The sequence below is a fragment of the Cellvibrio sp. UBA7661 genome (assembly GCA_002483365.1).
GTDB lineage: Bacteria > Pseudomonadota > Gammaproteobacteria > Pseudomonadales > Cellvibrionaceae > Cellvibrio.
Genome location: DLHT01000006.1, coordinates 270,819 through 289,889 on the forward strand (window position 1 = coordinate 270,819; position 19,071 = coordinate 289,889).

Here is a 19,071-nt window from a genome sequence, read left to right on the forward strand (position 1 = left end):
TTATGTTGCTTATAGATTTTTCACTATGAAAAAAATTTTCTTTTTAGTTGCATTCACTCTGTTTATTTTCATCACCGGATGCGCGCCGGAACCGCCTCAACAAATACAATCAACCAACAATCAAAATACTGCTGCGCTACAAATTGCGTTTATGCCGGACATTCACTTCCACGATATCTATGCCGATTTCAGCGGCGATCATTTTTCCGGCTTGCCCACAACAACGCCTTACGGCACGCAACACGCGAGCATTCGCTCTATGCGCGCGCAATTGCACTCCACACGTTTATTCAATGAAAATTATTTTTCACTGCTCGCCGCACTCGATGACATTGCCCAACGCAACATTAAATACGTTGCCCTGCCCGGCGACTTTAGTGATGACGGCCAACCCGCACATTTACGCGGATTAAAAACCATTCTGGATCAATACCACCGCCAATACGGTATTGAGTTTTTTGCCGCACCGGGCAATCACGATCCAACACGACCGTTTTCACATCCGGCAGGAAAAGAGGACTACTTAGGTACAGATGGAAAAGAACAGCCGATTTTTAGCAGGCAACACCCACTGTGCACACAACAAATGTCCATTCAAGAAATGTCAATGCAAGAAATCCCAATGCAAAAAAAACATCGTCATGAAGCGCAGCGACATCACGTAGTGTGCTCGGATGAGGTGCAGGAGTTAGGTTATCAATCCATTATGGATTTGCTGGGCGACCACGGTTTTTACCCCAAGGCGAGTTATCGTTATTTTGAAACACCTTACAGCACCAAAAAAAATCACTACGATCTTGCAACTGCTACACGCGAAGCAACATTTGAAAACCGGCACTATGAAATTTGCCATCAAGGTACCGGCGGAGTGTACAAACAAGCGCACTACAGCGATTGTTATCACCTGCCCGACAGCAGTTATCTGGTAGAGCCCGTCGATGGTTTATGGTTGCTGGCAATTGATGCCAATGTTTACCAACCTGAAATGGGCGGCACCGGCAACGCGCAAGATCCTGATAATTTTATGGGGTCAAGCGATGCGGGCTACAACAAAGTCATTACCCACAAAACCCATTTATTGGAATGGATAACCGATGTTGTCGCACGCGCACAAGCGCAAGGGAAAACCCTGATTGCGTTTTCCCATTTTCCGATGCAGGAATTTTATGACGGCGCAGGCGGCGATATTGCGCAATTAATGGGCGAGCAAAAATTTCAGCTCAACCGAAACCCGAGCACCAACACCAGCAAAGCCTTGGCCGATACCGGGCTGAAAATTCATGTTGCAGGCCATATGCATATTAATGATACAGGTGTGTATCGCGGTGAAAACGGCAATGTGTTATTCAACATTCAAGCACCTTCACTTGCAGCTTATATTCCCGCTTATAAAATATTGATCATCAAACAGAATCAACACGTTGAAGTGGAAACAGTTGCCTTAAAAGAAGTGCCGCGTTTTGATGAATTGTTTGCGCACTACCGCGCAGAATGGAATTATTTGCAATCGATCAATGCGCCCGACATTTGGGACAACAACATCCTGCAAGCAACACATTATCGCCAATTTACCGAATGGCATTTGCGCGAACTGGCGCGCTTGCGTTTTTTGCCACAGGAGTGGCCTGCGGATATACGCGCGTTATTGATGCAATTAAATGGAATGCAACTGTTGATTCTCTCGCAATTAAAAACTGATATTAGTCTCGCGCAGTTAACAGCCGTAATAAACAACCAGGATAGCTATGAAGCTGTGAAGAGAGACTGGCAACAGGCAACCAAACAGGCAGAGATTGTTGCCCAAAAAAACGGTTTGATGCTGGCCAGTTTTGCCGACTGGACCGGCAGTGATTTAAGCGTGGATTTTTATCGTTTATGGAGTGCAGATCAACTCGCACTGCAAGACATTAGCGCGCAACGATTCGCGCACTACCAAATACTCGCACAGCAATTGTTGTTATCGCAAAATAATCAATCTACAGCCAACAATCCGGTTGATAACCCACTGCCTTTTTATCAGCAGCGCTTGGGAAAACTGCTAACTATTCTGGTGAAATTTTCTGGTGATGCGCCGAGCGATCATTTTTTGCTGAAACTGGATACGGGTGAAATTACACCGCTTTCATCTGCAGCCGTGCCATCTACAGTTATCACATCAACAGCCATTCCATCACCCCCATCGCAGGATGCAGAACAGGCGATGCAATAATTGTTTTGTGACAGGCAAAAAAAATGCCCCGATCACTCGGGGCATTTTAGTTTTAAATAAAAACCGATTAGCGGCGGCGACGCAAACGGCCAAGGCCCAGCAAGCCCAATCCGGCCATCATTAACCCAAGCAGCGACGGTTCAGGTACTTCGACGGTTGGCGGGGTGTAATCCCAGCTGCCTTTATGAATTTCGCCATTACCCTTATAGGATTTGGCTGCAATAGCGCCATCCAGATTGGAGTTGGTTTTAATGGTGGCGTTTAACGCGAGAATGGAGCCATACCAAGAATCGCCAAAATTCAAAGTGGTGGCTTCGTAGAAATTCCACAACACGTTGTTGAAGTTGTTGCGGAAACTCTGGGTACCGTTTTTGGTAGTGCCCGCATTAAAACTGGTGCCCGATACATTGATCACAACATTCAGGGCAGTGGCAAAATCCATATCCAGACTCCATTGGGGTCCGGTCAGCTGGTCTGCGGTGATATTGAAAACGACCAGGTCAGTTGCACCACCGGTATAGCTGAACTTTTTATTGTTCATGTCACCGATTAACGCGGTATTGTCCGAGCTGGCCAAGCCTTTGTAATAGTCAGATTCCGCCTGCAGCACGTTGAACAAATCAACTTTTTCTGCACTTAAAGAGCCGTCGGTCACTTTCTTAAGACAGCCACTTTGCCCCATGTCCGTGCCGTTACAAATATTGGCAGGGCCGGAGAAGCTACCCTCATAGGCGAGATAACCGGCATCAATATGCGTACCGCTATTGCTCTTGAAGTTGCCAACAACTTTCACGGTATCGGCAGTAGAGTTATCCGGTTCTTTCTGCGCAAATACCGACGCGTTGACGACATTGCCGCCAATAAAGGCTTTGCCTTCGATATGGCCGCTACCGCCAGATACATTCAAGTCGCCGAACAAAATCAGGTTGTAATCATTCAACGGGGTGGCTGACGCCATCACCGAGAAGGAAGCCGCACCGGCAATCGCCAGCAGTTTGGAATAAAAACGCATAAAAAGTTCTCTGGTAGTAATGTCCGTTTATTGGTATATCCGACAATAAGCACAAAGCATACCTGCTTTGTTTTTTCCTTTAGCATCAAAGCTCGCAGCTATTTTTTGCGAACCGCATCACACAAAAGTGTCAATTTTGCCGACAACCATAAAATGACAGCGAAGGACATTTTTATCCTGATAAGAATAGACAATCGATAATTTGCGTCAACTCACGGGCTCAAGCAAGGCTTCACACTGATCGCTCATTCCAAAAGCAGCGTCTTTCCAATAACAGCGCCGGTCTAAATTAGGGTTGAGCTGGCCGCCACTTTTGCCTAGCCTGTGCAGCTCTCTCAATACGGCAGCTTGTCTATGGAATTCCACTTTCCCGCCATCGGCCTTGTGCACTCCTGTTTCAAGGAAAAATTTGGTATTCCACGCCAACCTGGCCTCGCACCACTTGCCCGTGCGCAGATTGAATTATTCCCTCCTTACAACGAGCCAAGTGCGTTTGACGGGTTGGAAGGCTGCACGCACTTGTGGGTTCAATTTGTGTTTCACGCCAACAAGCGGGAGGAGTGGAAACCCAAAGTGAAACCGCCGCGCTTGGGCGGCAACAAAACGCTTGGGGTGTTTGCGACGCGCTCGCCTACCCGCCCCGCCCCGATTGGCTTATCGGTCGTGCGCTTTGAAGGGATTATTGAACGCGATGGCAAACTGCTGGTGCAGATCAGTGGCGTGGATTTACTGGATGGCACACCGGTGCTGGATATCAAACCCTATGTGCCCTATGTGGATTGCGTGCCCGAGGCAAAAAATACCTTTGCCGCCAGTATGCCCGCATTGACCGGGGTAGAGATCCCCGATGAATTACGTACATTTTGCGCGGATTACCAGCGCAACACCGGCACTGATCTGGCGGGGCTTATCACCCAGGTACTACAACAAGACCCGCGCCCGCAGTATCAGCAACCGGAACCGGAGCGCGTGTATGGGATGAAACTACTGGATTTGGACGTGCGTTGGCAGTACCGGATTAACAACGGCCAGCATCATATTCGCCTGATTGAACTAATCGCCGCGACCTGATGCGGCCTGTGCACCTTTGGCATCAATCACCATCCAATAAAACATCGCCAAACCCGCGGCTGAGAGTATCACCCCCACCCAACCGGTAGAGGCAAAGCCCAAACCTGCATCAATCGCCACGCCACCCAAAAACGCACCGGCGGCGTTGGCAAAATTAAACGCGGAGTGGTTCATTGCGGCGGCCATGGTCTGCGCCTTTCCGGCAACATCCATCAGGCGAATTTGCACCGCGGGGCCAATCACCACCACGGTACCCACACAAAATACGGCGATGCACGCCAACCACAAATAAGGCGCGACAATCGCGAAGAAAGCGCAGGCAACCATCGACCAGATCAGACAGCGCTTGATGGTGCCAAGTAAATCCCGGTCGGCCATGCGCGAGCCAAAAATATTGCCCACCACCATACCTGCACCAAAGAGCGCGAGTACAAAGGGCACGCCCATTTCGGTCAACCCTGCCAAACTCATTAGCGTTGGTTTGACGTAGGAGAAAATCGAAAACAAACCGCCAAAACCAATCGCACCAATTCCCAGGGTGATCCATACCTGGCGGTTGGTGAACATCGACAACTCATGGGAAACACGCCCACCTTCCTGCGGTGCTTCGTAAGGGACAAATTTAATAATACAAATGGCCGATGCCAGCGCAATCAACCCCACCAATACAAAGGCCGAGCGCCAACCCAGCCACTGACCAAGAGCAGTAGCGATGGGCACACCCGCGAGCGTCGCGATGGACAACCCCAGCATCACATAGGCCACCGCGCGGGTGCGCATATGCGCGGGTGCAAGCGATGCCGCGACCAGCGAGGCGATACCAAAGAAAGTGCCGTGGGGAAGCCCACTCAGCAAACGCAGCAGCAACATAGCCTCATAATTCGGTGCCAGAGCACTGGCGATATTGGCGATAGCGTACAAGCCCATCAACACCACCAACATGCGCGTGCGCGACCGGCCAGTACTGAGCACGGCAAGCACCGGCGCCCCCACCACCACCCCCAATGCGTAGGCGCTAATGGAATGCCCGGCCTGCGGGATACTGATCGCAAGCGAGGTAGAAATTTCAGGCAACAAGCCCATGGAAATAAACTCGCCCACGCCAATCGCAAAACTGCCCAGCCCCATGGCGAGAAGTGCGATAAAAAAGGTGGGAGATGGAGCTTCGTTTGATACAGCGGGTGATGACAAAGGGGATGACAAACCTTGAACCTCGAAGGTGATGATTACCTACAGCAGATAATCGGTCACGGCATTATAAGAAGTTCGCCCCCTGCAGGTAATATAAAAATTGACCATAAGCTGAGTAAAACCACTCACCTAACCATCTGCGCCAAATATCCCAAGTCAGGCCGACCTGGCAGCTGCTTATCGCACGCCGGCTTGTGGTATCATGCGCGCCACTTTTTCAGCCCCGCCGGCGCTCGTTTAGCACTCATGCCCGGCCATTCAGTCTCCCCTTATTTAACCTGCCGGAGACACGCTGCACACCGCTTTCAATTTTAGGTGCAAGGCACTTTAGGAGATTGTTCCATGAGCAAGACCTCGTTAGATAAAAGCAAGATCAAGTTTCTGTTGCTGGAAGGTGTACACCAGTCAGCGGTGGACACTTTGAATGCGCAGGGTTACACCAATATCGACTACCTGAAAACCGCGCTGGGTGAAGATGAATTGATCGAGCGCATTCAGGACGCCCACTTCGTCGGCCTGCGTTCGCGCACCCAACTGACCCGCCGCGTATTTGAAAATGCGCCCAAGCTGATCGCTGCCGGTTGCTTCTGTATCGGCACCAATCAGGTAGATTTGAAAGCAGCCCAAGAGCACGGCGTTGCAGTATTTAACGCACCCTACTCCAACACCCGTTCAGTTGCCGAACTGGTGATTGCCGAGGCGATTTTGCTGCTGCGCAATATTCCGCAGAAAAACTTTGTTTGCCATCGCGGCGGCTGGGATAAATCAGCGGTCGGCTCTTATGAAATCCGCGGTAAAACCCTCGGCCTGATCGGTTACGGCTCGATTGGTAGCCAAACCAGTGTGCTGGCTGAATCGCTCGGTATGAAAGTGCGCTTTGTTGATGTGGTCACCAAGCTGCCACTGGGTAATGCATCGCAATTACGCTCGCTGGATGAGCTGCTCGCAACCTCTGACATCGTCAGCCTGCACGTGCCGGAAAATGCCTCTACCCAGATGATGATTGGCGCACGTGAAATTGGCCTGATGAAACAGGGCGCGATCCTCATCAACGCCTCGCGCGGCACCGTAGTGGATATCGATGCACTGGCCAATGCTATTAAATCCGGCCATATCGCCGGTGCGGCAATTGACGTATTCCCCGAAGAACCCAAAGCCAATGGCGATGAGTTCATCAGCCCCTTGCGCGGTTTGGACAATGTGATCTTGACCCCACACATCGGCGGCTCCACCATGGAAGCGCAGGAGAACATCGGTATTGAAGTCGCGGAAAAGCTGATCAAATACTCCGACAACGGCACCACCACCAGCTCGGTCAACTTCCCGGAAGTGGCATTGCCTGGTCATCCGGATGCACACCGCTTGCTGCACGTGCACGCCAACGTTCCGGGTGTGCTGTCCAAGATCAATAAGATTTTCTCCGACAACCATATCAATATCTCGTCCCAGTATCTGCAAACCAACGAAAAGGTTGGCTACGTGGTAGTGGACATCAATTCGCCCTACGATGAAATCGCGCTGGAGCAATTGAAGAATATTGAAGGGACTATTCGTTGTCGCGTGTTGTTCTAGTCGCTGCCGCGTGCTTTTCTAAGTCGCTGCCGCGTATTGCTCTAATCAGCTAATAGCGCAGCAATAAAAAACGCCGCAACCCGAAAGGATTGCGGCGTTTTTTATTGCATCAGACACATCGACCTTATGCAGCAACCTCATTGCGACGCTTGATCCACAAAGCGGCCTGCTCTACACCAAGCACCAGAGCAACTCCCAAAAATGCCCACAGGATGGCAAGCCCGATCTGGGGTTCGCTGCCGGTCACCGCCAGAAAATTAAACGGATTAAGATTTTCCTGTTGCAAGACCACGGTTCTGCCATGGCTGTCAGTCGTGGTGAGCAGCGCGTTTTTCCAAGGCCAGGTCACATAAAGCGAACCAACCAAAAAGCCGATCAGCACCGATAACGTTTGGCTGTGATAGCGGCTTAATAGCCATGACAAAAAGCTCGAAAAGACAATCAAGCCACAGATACACCCTGCACCAAACCACAGCAGTTTGACGATCTCCAAGTTATGGATCGCCTGCAAAAAGACCGGATACAACCCCACCAACAGCAAAATAAAACTGCCTGAAATACCCGGCAGGATCATGGCACAGATCGCAACAAAACCACCCAGGAATAAAATCCACCCATGCCCCGGCAGCTGCGCTGGAGCCATAAACGAAATCGCTAAGATAAAGGCGATACCAAACAGCAAGCCAAACACCTCCGCAACACCCCAACCGCGTTGCTCGCGCGCAAGATGATAAATCGAGGCCGCCACCAAACCGGAGAAAAATGCCCAAACTAAAATCGGATATGAATCCATCGCGATCAACACAATCGCAGCAAAGGTTTTCAGACTGATGAGAATCCCGCCGAATAGCGCCAACAGAAAATTACCATTGATATAACGCCAGGTCTTGGCGATACCCTCACGCTTTAACATCAACAACACCGCCGGCGTGCAACGCTTGAGGGAATTGAGCCACTCATCGTAGATACCGGTAATAAACGCGATAGTTCCGCCCGACACGCCCGGCACCACATCGGCAGCGCCCATACACAGCCCCTTCAGCAATACCAATAAGTAATCTTTAATCGTTCGGTCAGATTGATGCACGTTAGCTCCTTTTTCTACAGAAATCCGTAGAGAAAAAATTGAAAAAAATAATGAATAAAGGATAAAAAACTGGCGCGAGTGTGCCTGAAGCATCACTAGATCAACAAGTCAATCGCTGAAGAAATGCCGACTAATTTCCATAAAGATTTTCTCGCGCAGAACCAACTCTTCGTTCACCAACTGGTGGCGCGCCCCGGGAATCATTGCAATTTTGGTACCGGGTAAAGCGTGCTGGATATGGGTGAGGTTGTAGCGCCAATCGACCGTCATATCCTCATCGCCCTGCACCACCAAAACCGGTTTTTTCGATCCCACTTGGGGTGTAAGCAAAGGTGGGAACTGGCGAAACCGGGCGTTCCACTCTTTCATGGCTCCCACCCAACGCACCGACAAAAACCGCGATTGCAGACAATCCTGATTATCCACAAAACGGTTAAATGCCTCATCATGCGAGCTTTGTGAGGGGCCGCGTTTCATACGTTTCACGAAGTGGTGGAGTAATGCATAACGCCAACGGCCCGATCCCCATCCGTACGGCAATATCAAGGGCGCACAGAGTGCGATACCGGCAAATGGCAAAGCCACAGGCTGCTGTCCATAACGCCACAAATGATTCAATAAGACTGCACCACCGGTGCTCTGCCCCAGCGCATAGTAAGGTGCTGGCAACAGATGACGTGCTGATTGCAAAAGGGTTTCCAACACATCGGCATACTGATCAAACGAATCAATCGCAACCTGCTCACCGCTACTTAATCCATGGCCAGGCAGGTCAAACGCCATCACCGCAAACCCTTGCTGTAAACCAAACGCAATTGCCTTATCAAAGACACCCACATGATCGTAATAGCCATGCACAATGACCAAAGTACCTTTAGGGGGCGACACAGGGTTCAACGGCAACCAGTAATGGGTGGCAATGCGAAACCCCGCCGCCATTACATAACCAAAGCCGTGTCCCAGATAATTCTGGTATTTGGCGAAATTGATACTATAAAAGTTCAAGTAGGTTTGCGCGCCCGGTGTCTCAACCAACGCCTGGTCGTGCGCCAGATCAAACCGCAATTCCGGTATTTGCGCGATCAACTCTTGTGCATGCTGCGAAGTAAATAAAAGGCTGCTCCCGGAGAGCAAAGAACGGGCAATATCCGGCATAGGGTCATAATCCATAACACAATCCATAAATAGGGGGTAAGAGGGTAGATTGGCTGCGACACAAAAGATTGCATCCACTATAATCCCCCCCTCAAACACAGGCCACAACCTGACACATTACAGACCTAATAACACATAACAACGACAACCAGGGTTTGACGCTCATGCAAAAACACATTTTCAATATCCACGACGTCATCTTATTCATGACCGTTGCCGAATGTATCCTGCTGGTGATTTTCCAAGCGATACTGCCGGTCAAAAACAAACTCGCCAACCGTCTGCTCAGTATTTTCTTAATTTCCATCGCCATCAGCTCCGCTTGTATTCTGGTTTTATGGAATGACGATGTAAAACTGTTTGAGCTTTTTGATGAAACCATGCTGCCGTATTTTTTGGTTATTGCGCAGCTACTCAAAGGCCACATGTTGTTATTTTATGTTGTTGCACTCACGGAAGATGCCTTCCGGTTTACGCGGCGACACCTGCTGCACCTCGCACCCATTGCAGTTGCATTGCTATGGTTACTAGGCTTCCAAATTGACAGTTCCGATTTACGTTTCAAAACCCTCGGGCAAACCGAAACAGAACGTGAAATTGCCAACTGCGTATGGCATTTTATTAAAATCATGCCGTTCTTTTATGCGCTGGCCTCAGTGAATGCTGTGCGTCGCTATCGTATTAGCCTGCACAACCAATACTCCAACTTTTCACCTACCGAACCCACTTGGTTAAATATGTTGAGTTTGGGTTTCTTATTTACCTGGAGCTTTTCGATACTCGTCCATGTCATCGCCAATACCGTAGCACTGGATGCACCCAAGGTGTCGGATCTGTTCGGTATTGCAGAAAACTACGTTGTATTTATCCTGATCAACGCGTTATTCATTAACAGCGTAGTACACACACACAAATTACTCACCACCAAGCCTGAAGCTACCAAAGATAAAACTGACGAAAAGCTTACCGACTCCGCAATCCAGAAAGTACAGCTGGGCATGGAAGTACAAAAATTGTTTTTAAAACAAAACCTCAATATCGATGAGTTTTCCAAGCGTATCAACTTGCCTGTCAAAGAAGTCTCCGCCGTCATCAACAAACATTACGGCACCAACTTTTTTGAATTTATGAACAGCTACCGCGTTGAAGAAGCGAAGCGTTTGTTAGGCGATGCACAACACGCCGACATGACCGTAATGGATGTATTACTACACGCGGGCTTTAACAGCAAATCAGCCTTTCATCGCTTTTTTAATCGACTGGTGGGAATGTCCCCTACCGAATACCGTAAGCAAAATTTAAACAAAGAAAATAAAGCTGCCTAATAAATAAGCCGGCAATTATGCCGGCTATTCTGTTTTCTACCTGGGCTGTTTCTACCTTTTGTTCTCTCCGCCAATAATCCATTTATCATTTACTTTATCCAGACTACCCATTGATAGCTCGACAATGGCTTTATCAACGACTAATACGCCTGCATCCGCCATGCTCTCAAATGTATCTATGCCATTGTTAGGGAAATTTTTACGCGTGCGATGAATGTTAAATCGGTTTGAAAATGTTTTACCGAAGGCATCTTCAATTCCTTTTTGGCCGTACATAAAACCTAGCAACCCACCCCAGGTTGCAGTGGGATTATCAGAATCCCAGCCTGCCAAAGCACCTATCTTAATTGTTTCTTTCAGGTCACCTTCACCATAAAACAAACTGACCAAGCTTGCAGCGAAGTTAATACCTGCGGCAAAACATCCATTGCAATAAAGATTGCGCGATGTCAGGTCATAACCGTCTTGTTGCTGTTGCTGGTAGCGCACATAAATGGCATCGCGCGCTTGCTCCCAAGTTACGCCTGAATGATATTGTTGTTTGACGAAATCAAACATTGCGGCAGGATACTGACCACCCTCCGGCAAATAAGAACGTGCTTGTTCAGCCAGCCATAACACTTGCTCTTTGCGCGACAATTTTTTGTCCACCGCAGGCGCGAGTGAATACATCACGATATAAAAGCGAGCGATGTCGGCAGCTTCTTTGTCGGCTACCGTGCGCACAGCCAAATCACCTAACTGCAAAGCGATATCCGGTCTTGCAGGTGCAAAAAATCCGAAAATTTCCGTCGTCAGCTGCGCATCGATCATATCGTAATGGGGGTTCAGGGTATGGCTTCCCGTGAGAGGGGGCAGCACACCATCAGACATCAAGTCGAATGCTTTTTGATTTGATACCCATAAAAAATTTTCATAATTTCCTTCCGGATCACGGCCAAAAGGGGTTTCTTCTTTTGCAGAATAAATATGCGTCATCCAACCTGTGCGAATCTGCTCCGGCGTGAGCAGAACGGATGGACTGTTTTTCAACAGTTGCAGATAAATATATTCAATATCCGTGTCATCATCTGAACCCCAGACACCTTTCTCATCAACAGTCACAAAATCAATGGTGTCCGATAAATTGCTGGGGATACCTTGCCCCCAAATACTCGGCAGATCTTTTTTGCCCCAATCGTTACGCGTATAAAAATCACCGGTTTTGATATCACCGATGTTTCCGACTTTATCCATTTCTGTCACCAAACCAGTCCAATTAGCAATACATTGGCCTAACCAAAATCCATACAGGGAGTCGCGATAAGCAGCGCGGGACACTTCAATTACGCGAGGTTTATTTACTGACTCCTTTGTGTGTTTTTCATTAACCGCAGCACAACCTACGAATATTGGCAACAATATTAGAAATGCAACATTACGCATACACTCTCCTCTTGAAAGGCTTTCAGCCTCTTCTCTTTTTCCACATCAAAGAAAAAGCCGGCATATTGCCGGCCTTTTCTGGATTATGTCAGTGCGATGTTATTCCACTTCCAAACGCACATTATCAAACGAAACATCAATTGCACCCGAAGGTTCTACCACAAATAAATTGGTAATTTCATTGAGCCGTGCAACACCAGGACAACACGGCACCGAGTTACCATTATCAATCAAGTCAGCAACACCAATACTGTAAGAAGTCCACACACCATCTGCAGGCAGTGGAATACTGACATCACTCACATTCGGCCAACCGCTATCCATTTTAATTAATAAAGCAGTGCCTTCAGCTTTGCTATTCACCTTGAAATCAAATTTCAATTTACCTTGTGCAGCCCAATGATTCAAATTTGCAGGCCCCTCAATCACGTTAAAAAACACATTGCCATCGGCACCGGTTTTTACCACATTGAATATTTTACCGCGGCCATCCTCATCTTTTTCTGATGCGGCGATATGGCCACTTGGGTTATAGCTTTGAATCTGTAAACCATCTGCAATAACGTCTCCATAAGCGGTGAACAACGGCAATGCAGCAAATGTTGGCATATCGCCACCATCTGCCGATTTGCCTTCAATGCGGATATTATCAAACGACACGTTCATGGCCGCAGATGGATCAACAACAAAAGTATTCACGACCGATGACAGTCTCGCTTTACCACCCGCCAATGAGTTGCCGTTATCAAGCAAGTCTGCGAGTGTAATGCGAAACTCTTTCCATTCGCCGTCCGCACCTAAAGGCACACTGACATCGCTCACATTCGGCCAACCACTATCGATTTTCACCAGTAATTTTGCACCGGCTGCTTTGCTGTTAACTTTGACATCAAAAATTAATTCACTGTCAGTTGACCAATTGCTCATATCAGCAGGGTCACCTTTTATTTTGAAATAGACGTTACCGTTAGCGCCCGTCTTTGCGACATTCCACACATTACCGCGGCCAGCTTCCTCAACTTGTGAATGACTGATTGCACCATCGGGATTGTAAGAATCAAATTGCAATACGCTCGCCAGACTATTGTCGTACATCAAAAACAACGGCGGGCCAGGCAATTCAACTGCACCAATAACCGGGCGCTGATGACCCTCCACAATTTCTGCATCGGGGCTGATGGTAGCGCAACCTTTACCTGTCGTTGGTGAGCCAGTACATTCATATACTCTCACCCAATCTACCAACATTTTTTGCGGGAATACGGATTCATCAACACCTTTGTTATTTACGTTGCCCGCCCAATTACCGCCGACAGCAAGATTCAACAATAAATGGAATTTGGAATGGCGATCAAATGGCGCGCCTACCGGTGCATCTTTCAACACACCATCTTGCATGTATTGGCCATACCAGCCGGTTTCACGTTGAGTGGCAAAGTGAACGCCATCTACATACCAACGAATTTCACCCTCTTCCCATTCAACAGCATAGGTATGGAAATCATCAGCAGGGTTAGCATTGTTCGGCAATTTATAATCTGCACCGGCATTCATGTTACCCGGCCAAACACGGCCGTAATGCAAAGTACCATGCACCGCTGCTTCCGGTTCACCGCCATTGGTCACGACTTTTAAATTCACCGCTTCCATAATGTCGATTTCACCGCTGGAAGCCCAGGTGCCGTAAGGTGAATTCGTTGGCAGCATCCAAATCGCTGGCCAGGTACCTTGTCCAAAAGGAAGTTTTGCGCGAACTTCAAATTTGCCAAATGTCCACTCTGCGATATTTTTGGTACGCAAACGTGCAGAAGTGTAAGGCAAGGTTTTGGTGTTTGGGCTATCGCCTTCCGGCGAATCAGAGCCAGTAAAATCTTCACGTTTTGCAACAATATTCAATACGCCACCTTCGATGTACGCATTTTCTGCGCGGTCGGTGTAGCACTGCTGCTCATTGTTACCTCCACCCCAGCAATTTTTTTCAAAATTCCATTTGCTGGTATCGATTGTTGCACCATCAAATTCATCGCTCCATACCAACTTCCACTCTGGAGTAGCGGCAGTTGAAGAGCTTGATGCAGCACTGGAACTATTTTTACTGCTGCCGCCGCCACCTGAACCACCACAGCCAACCAGACTAGCTAATGCTATCGCTGCGCAGATTTTGGTGAAATGGGGCTTATAACCGAGCTCGTGATTTCTCATAGTTACCTCTATTGTTATTGTGTAAAAAAACCGGGATGTTGTTAAAACACAGGCTTAATTTTTTATGCAAACTCAACAAACTATAAAACTGAAAAAACAAAAAATTCATATCATTATTGATACAAAAAACCGGACTCCATCAATGGAGCCCAGTTTTTATTTAGTCGCCTTTCTTATTCACTTATTCAACACACGCAGGAGCTGTTGCATTTTTCTCAATGCGGACATTGTAAATAGATACATCCAAGCTACCCGCAGTGCTCAGCATAAAGGGCGACAGAACCATATCCATTTTCACACGCTTTTTCGCCAAGCACTCAAGCGCAACACTCACACTTGTCCACTCGCCTACTGCAGCTGCATTTAATTGCTCAGTAATGGCAATTTCACCACCGCAATCACTGCCGCAATACATCCCCAGATTTACGTCAGCATTTGGTTTTGTATTCACTTTGACATCAAATACCAATGCGCCTTTGTTTTCCAGATAAGGAGTGAAATCGGTGCGCGTCGTAGAACCCAAAGTGACAGTTGCTTTCGCTGAACCATCAAACCTCAAGCGACGGGTATCTTCTTGTACAGATTTATCTTCTGATGACACAACCACCGCACCTAATTCGCCACTGCTGGTGGTCACAGGCAACATGTTATTCATGTGATCGAGCAACACCAGTGTCCATGGGTTCATAACACGTTGATTGAATATTGGTGCGCTGTCGGGTGTTGCAGCAGCAACGGCTTGCGCTGCAGATTCGTCCAATAAACCGGTTTCGGTTTTATCGCTGTAGGTCAAACCAAAATCGAATGCAAATTGAGGTTTGTAGTCAGCATCACCCACGTTCAATGGCGACTGTGTTGGCGATGACGGCCAGGAGAACGGCAACTTGCCTTTTACATCGTAATTGACTGAACCATCGGCTTTGGTGAGTACCACATCCGCAACACCGACACCTTCAGAACCTGGCAACCATACAACGGCAAATGCATCAGAGGCGTTGATAAAATTGTTAGCCCAGAGAGGACGGCCAGTGATAAACAAGGAAACCACTTTGATACCATCGGCTTTTAATTTTTTCAGCAGTGCGAGGCTGGTTTCATTTTTGTAAATCAGCGCACCTACATCGCCTTGCATTTCCGCATAAGGGTCTTCACCAAACACCACGAAAGCGACATCCGGTTTTTCGGTGTAACTGCCATCAACGCTTAACACCGCTGAACCACCGGCAGCTTTAGCGGCATCGGCGATACCTTGATAAATTGAACTGCCACCCGGGAAATCCGCATTCACGTTGCCAGTGCCCTGCCAGGTGATACTCCATCCACCAGATTGTTTCCCTATATTGTCAGCACCATCGCCTGCGACCAGAATTTTGCTGTTCGCTTTTACCGGTAATGTCGCGCCATTATTTTTCAGCAACACAATCGATTCACGCACTGCCTGACGTGCAACTGCGCGATGTTCCGGCGAACCGATGACGTCCGCCTTTCCCGCAAGTTCACGTGTGGAAGGTGCACCTTTATCGAACAAACCTGCACGTAATTTCACACGCAAAATACGCGCTACCGCATCATCCAAACGCGCCATCGAAATCTCGCCACTTTTCACTTGCGCGAGAGTGTTGTGGTACAACTCTTTCCAGTTTGGATCCGGGGCCATGAAAATATCCAAACCGGCATTGATCGATTGTGGACAGCTTACCGGTGTACAACCGGATACGAACGCATGACCGTTCCAGTCTCCCACCACCAAACCATCAAAACCCATTTGGTTTTTAAGTTGATCGGTCAACAAATATTTATTGCCGTGCATTTTTACATCTTGCCAACTGCTGAACGATGCCATCACCGTCTGTGCGCCAGCGGCCAACGCCGTTTCATAACCGGCGTTGTGGATTTTTACCAATTCTTCTTCGCTCATCGCCGCATTACCGCGGTCCTGGCCGCCTTCAGTACCGCCATCAGCCAAAAAATGTTTGGCAGTGGCAATAACATGGCGCTCACTGAGTAAATCTTTACCTGCAACACCTTGCAGGCCTTCAACCATCGCACCGCCGTAGGATTTCACTACTGCAGGATCTTCTGAATAGGATTCATAGGTGCGCCCCCAACGGTCATCGCGCACAACCGCGAGCGTGGGTGCAAAGCTCCAGTCGATACCGGTCACTGCAATTTCAGCGGCGGTTACTGCACCAATTTGGCGGATCAAATCCGGGTTGCGGGCTGCGCCCAAACCGATGTTATGCGGGAAAAGGGTTGCACCAATAATATTGTTGTGGCCGTGCACTGCATCGGTACCCCACATAATAGGTACAGGTACGCGGCCATTTTCGGTGCTCATGGACGCGTTATAAAACGCATCGGCCAGCGCCAGCCAATCTTCCACTTTGGCGTGCTTGTTCTCCGACGGGAAAGAACCGCCACCATTCAAAATAGAACCCAGCGAGTATTCAGTCACATCTGCTGGTGTCACCTGACGCAATTCAGGCTGAATCAACTGTCCCACTTTTTGCTCAAGGGTCAGCTTACCCAGGAGTTCGGTAATTTTTGCTTCGATTGCCGGATCTTTCTTAACCGCGCTTTGTACGCTTGGCCACAGAGATGCTTCTGCTGTTGCCGCCGGTGTCGTATCCGCAGTAGTTATCTCGCTGGATTTTTTTTCGCATCCACTCAATGTAGCCAGCACGGCAAGACTGCAGGCCGCGAAAACACCCGATTTATACAAACTAGGCATAAATTACCTCGCAAAAAAATGTTGTTGTAGGAGCTGTAGTATGAGTTTTATTCCTAATACCCAAATGTTTGTTCTTCTGGTATTGGGGTCAGGCTTATTAGTTCAGGGTTGATTGAAAAACAAAAAATGGCCGCCAATGTAAAAAAGCCCCCGCTTTCTACTTGAGGGAGAACGCGGGGGCCAAGCAAGGAGAGCTAACAAGAATAGATAGGGTTGGCATTTGTGTACCTAACCAAACTTGCTAACACCCGTGGGGACCTGACATCACCCAAGGGTTCATCTGCTGAAAACACACATCAGCAACAACTCCAGCCAGGCTCAACCACGGGCACAAGCAGGAATTTGTGAGTGAATAATGGCACTGAAATAAAGAAGGGGTCGTCCCACTTTGTGCCAACGGACGAAGATGGGGCACCTACATCCAATAATGGGATTCAACCCGGACTTCGTAGTAAATAAATGAGGTTTTACGAACTCGGCAAACGATAAGTTTGCGTTCGAGTGCGCACAAATTCTTGCTAGCGAACCGCAGGATGAGGGCTGTTAAAGCGGACAAACACGGAGACCGACTATCCGGTCTCCGTGTTTCGTTCAGGGCATTACCGCTTTGCAATAGTGATCGATAAATTGCTGATGGGAAGGGAAGCGCGACAAATATTGGTCATGCTCTTTTTCGATACTTTTCAATAAACGTATTAACTCATCATCCGAAAGCTTATCAACAACGGGATGATAATCTGTTGGCGTTAAGCCCTGCCCGAGCATAACCTGCTGCCAGGAGCCTTCGTGGAACAACTCGTCCTGCTCTTTGAAAACACTGGCCGTATTTTTATACACCTCCATTTTACGTGCGAGCGTATCGGGAATAGACATAGTGCGGCAGTAATTCCAGAAGGGACTGTCACTGCGCCGGGTTACGTGATAGTGCAGGATAATAAAATCGCGAATACGCTCATATTCATAGCGCGATTGGCGATTGTACTCATCGATTTCTGATTGGTTGATTGCATCACCGGGAAACATACGAATGAGACGCACAATACCTGTTTGGATCAAATGTAAGCTGGTTGATTCAAGAGGCTCCAAAAAACCACTGGACAAGCCAATCGCAATACAGTTTTTGTTCCACTGTTTTATCGCGCGTCCGGTTCTGAATTTAATCAAGCGCGGCTCTGTTCTTACAGTCCCTTCAAGATTAGCAAGCAATAATTTTTTAGCATCATCATCGCTGATATATCGGCTGCAATAAACCAAACCGTTCCCGACTCGGTGCTGCAAGGGAATTCGCCACTGCCAGCCACTTGCATGCGCAATAGAACGGGTATAAGGAACAGGCTCCCCAACAGATTCGGTTTGCACTGCCAGCGCGCGATCACATGGCAGCCAATGCGACCAATCTTCAAAACCCGTATGCAGGGTATGTTCAATTAATAGCGCACGAAATCCGGAACAATCAACAAATATATCACCGTCGATTGTTTCACCGGTTTGCATTGTTACAGATTCAATAAACCCATTTTCACTACTGGTCTGCACACTTTCAATCAGCCCTTCGATGCGCATGACACCCCGCACTTCACTGTATTGGCGCAGATAACGAGCATATAAACCAGCATCAAAATGATAGGCGTAATCCAACCCGGAATTAGGATCTATAAAACACTTATTTTCCTTCGCAGTACGGATATTCAGTGAATAATCAAAATAACTCTTTGCTATTCCCATGCGGCTGGCTTTAAGCCAAAAATGTTGGAAGTTGGCCATCCATGAATCTTTACCAACCAAACCAAAAGGGTGCATATAAACATCGCCCTTTTCGCCCCAGTTTTCGAATTGGATACCTAACTTAAATGTACCCTGGGTTGTTTTTAAGAACTCTGCCTCATCGATCCCCAGTAATTTGTTAAACGATTTTACGGCCGGAATAGTAGCCTCACCAACTCCGACAGTGCCGATGGCATCGGATTCAATCAAGGTAATTTTTTTCGTGGTGCCAAAAGCATTGGATAGTGCAGCTGCAGCCATCCAACCTGCAGAGCCGCCCCCCACTATGACTATTCGTTCATTTTTTTTCATCAGATGCCTATTAGC

The 19,071-nt window shown here is 48.1% G+C and carries 12 protein-coding genes; 4 read left to right on the forward strand and 8 right to left on the reverse strand.

Features of this window, described 5'->3' with window-relative positions:
• The first annotated feature begins 25 nt into the window (after positions 1 to 25).
• Positions 26 to 2,209: a metallophosphoesterase gene (locus B2739_RS05320; protein ID WP_331344827.1), complete on the forward strand. Its 2,184-nt coding sequence runs from the start codon at positions 26 to 28 to the stop codon at positions 2,207 to 2,209.
• A gap of 67 nt (positions 2,210 to 2,276) precedes the next feature.
• Here the strand turns inward: B2739_RS05320 and B2739_RS05325 are convergent, their stop codons facing one another.
• A complete protein-coding gene (locus B2739_RS05325) occupies positions 2,277 to 3,221 on the reverse strand; it encodes a choice-of-anchor A family protein (protein ID WP_331344828.1) in 945 nt (314 codons plus the stop codon).
• Between the two features lie 354 nt (positions 3,222 to 3,575).
• On the opposite strand from B2739_RS05325, the gene tsaA reads away from it, so the two are divergent.
• Positions 3,576 to 4,292 (forward strand): tRNA (N6-threonylcarbamoyladenosine(37)-N6)-methyltransferase TrmO, encoded by a 717-nt coding sequence (gene tsaA / locus B2739_RS05330; protein WP_331344829.1) that lies wholly within the window; start codon positions 3,576 to 3,578, stop codon positions 4,290 to 4,292.
• Here the strand turns inward: tsaA and B2739_RS05335 are convergent.
• A complete protein-coding gene (locus tag B2739_RS05335; RefSeq protein WP_331344830.1) occupies positions 4,275 to 5,495 on the reverse strand; it encodes an MFS transporter in 1,221 nt (406 codons plus the stop codon). The genes tsaA and B2739_RS05335 overlap by 18 nt on opposite strands.
• A gap of 330 nt (positions 5,496 to 5,825) precedes the next feature.
• On the opposite strand from B2739_RS05335, the gene serA reads away from it, so the two are divergent.
• Entirely contained in the window at positions 5,826 to 7,055 is a 1,230-nt protein-coding gene (serA, locus tag B2739_RS05340) for a phosphoglycerate dehydrogenase (RefSeq protein ID WP_331344831.1), read from the forward strand.
• A 124-nt stretch (positions 7,056 to 7,179) separates the two neighbouring features.
• Here serA and B2739_RS05345 read toward each other — a convergent pair whose 3' ends face one another.
• The gene (locus tag B2739_RS05345; RefSeq protein ID WP_331344832.1) at positions 7,180 to 8,142 is read right to left on the reverse strand and encodes a DUF368 domain-containing protein; all 963 of its coding nucleotides are present in this window, start codon (positions 8,140 to 8,142) and stop codon (positions 7,180 to 7,182) included.
• A 108-nt stretch (positions 8,143 to 8,250) separates the two neighbouring features.
• Complete coding sequence (locus B2739_RS05350) at positions 8,251 to 9,312, reverse strand: alpha/beta hydrolase (RefSeq protein WP_331344833.1); 1,062 nt, start codon at positions 9,310 to 9,312, stop codon at positions 8,251 to 8,253.
• 149 nt (positions 9,313 to 9,461) lie between these two features.
• On the opposite strand from B2739_RS05350, the gene B2739_RS05355 reads away from it, so the two are divergent.
• Entirely contained in the window at positions 9,462 to 10,622 is a 1,161-nt protein-coding gene (locus tag B2739_RS05355; protein WP_331344834.1) for a helix-turn-helix domain-containing protein, read from the forward strand.
• Positions 10,623 to 10,673: 51 nt separating this feature from the next.
• Here B2739_RS05355 and B2739_RS05360 read toward each other — a convergent pair whose 3' ends face one another.
• The 4 genes from B2739_RS05360 to B2739_RS05375 all read right to left on the reverse strand — a co-directional run bounded on the left by B2739_RS05360 (position 10,674) and on the right by B2739_RS05375 (position 19,056).
• Positions 10,674 to 12,047, reverse strand: a complete 1,374-nt coding sequence (locus B2739_RS05360; RefSeq protein ID WP_331344835.1) for an ADP-ribosylglycohydrolase family protein — start codon at positions 12,045 to 12,047, stop codon at positions 10,674 to 10,676.
• A gap of 99 nt (positions 12,048 to 12,146) precedes the next feature.
• Complete coding sequence (locus B2739_RS05365) at positions 12,147 to 14,249, reverse strand: glycoside hydrolase family 16 protein (protein WP_331344836.1); 2,103 nt, start codon at positions 14,247 to 14,249, stop codon at positions 12,147 to 12,149.
• 181 nt (positions 14,250 to 14,430) lie between these two features.
• Positions 14,431 to 16,980, reverse strand: a complete 2,550-nt coding sequence (locus B2739_RS05370) for a glycoside hydrolase family 3 protein (RefSeq protein WP_331344837.1) — start codon at positions 16,978 to 16,980, stop codon at positions 14,431 to 14,433.
• Positions 16,981 to 17,571: 591 nt separating this feature from the next.
• Positions 17,572 to 19,056 (reverse strand): tryptophan halogenase family protein, encoded by a 1,485-nt coding sequence (locus B2739_RS05375; protein WP_331344838.1) that lies wholly within the window; start codon positions 19,054 to 19,056, stop codon positions 17,572 to 17,574.
• Positions 19,057 to 19,071: the final 15 nt, after the last annotated feature.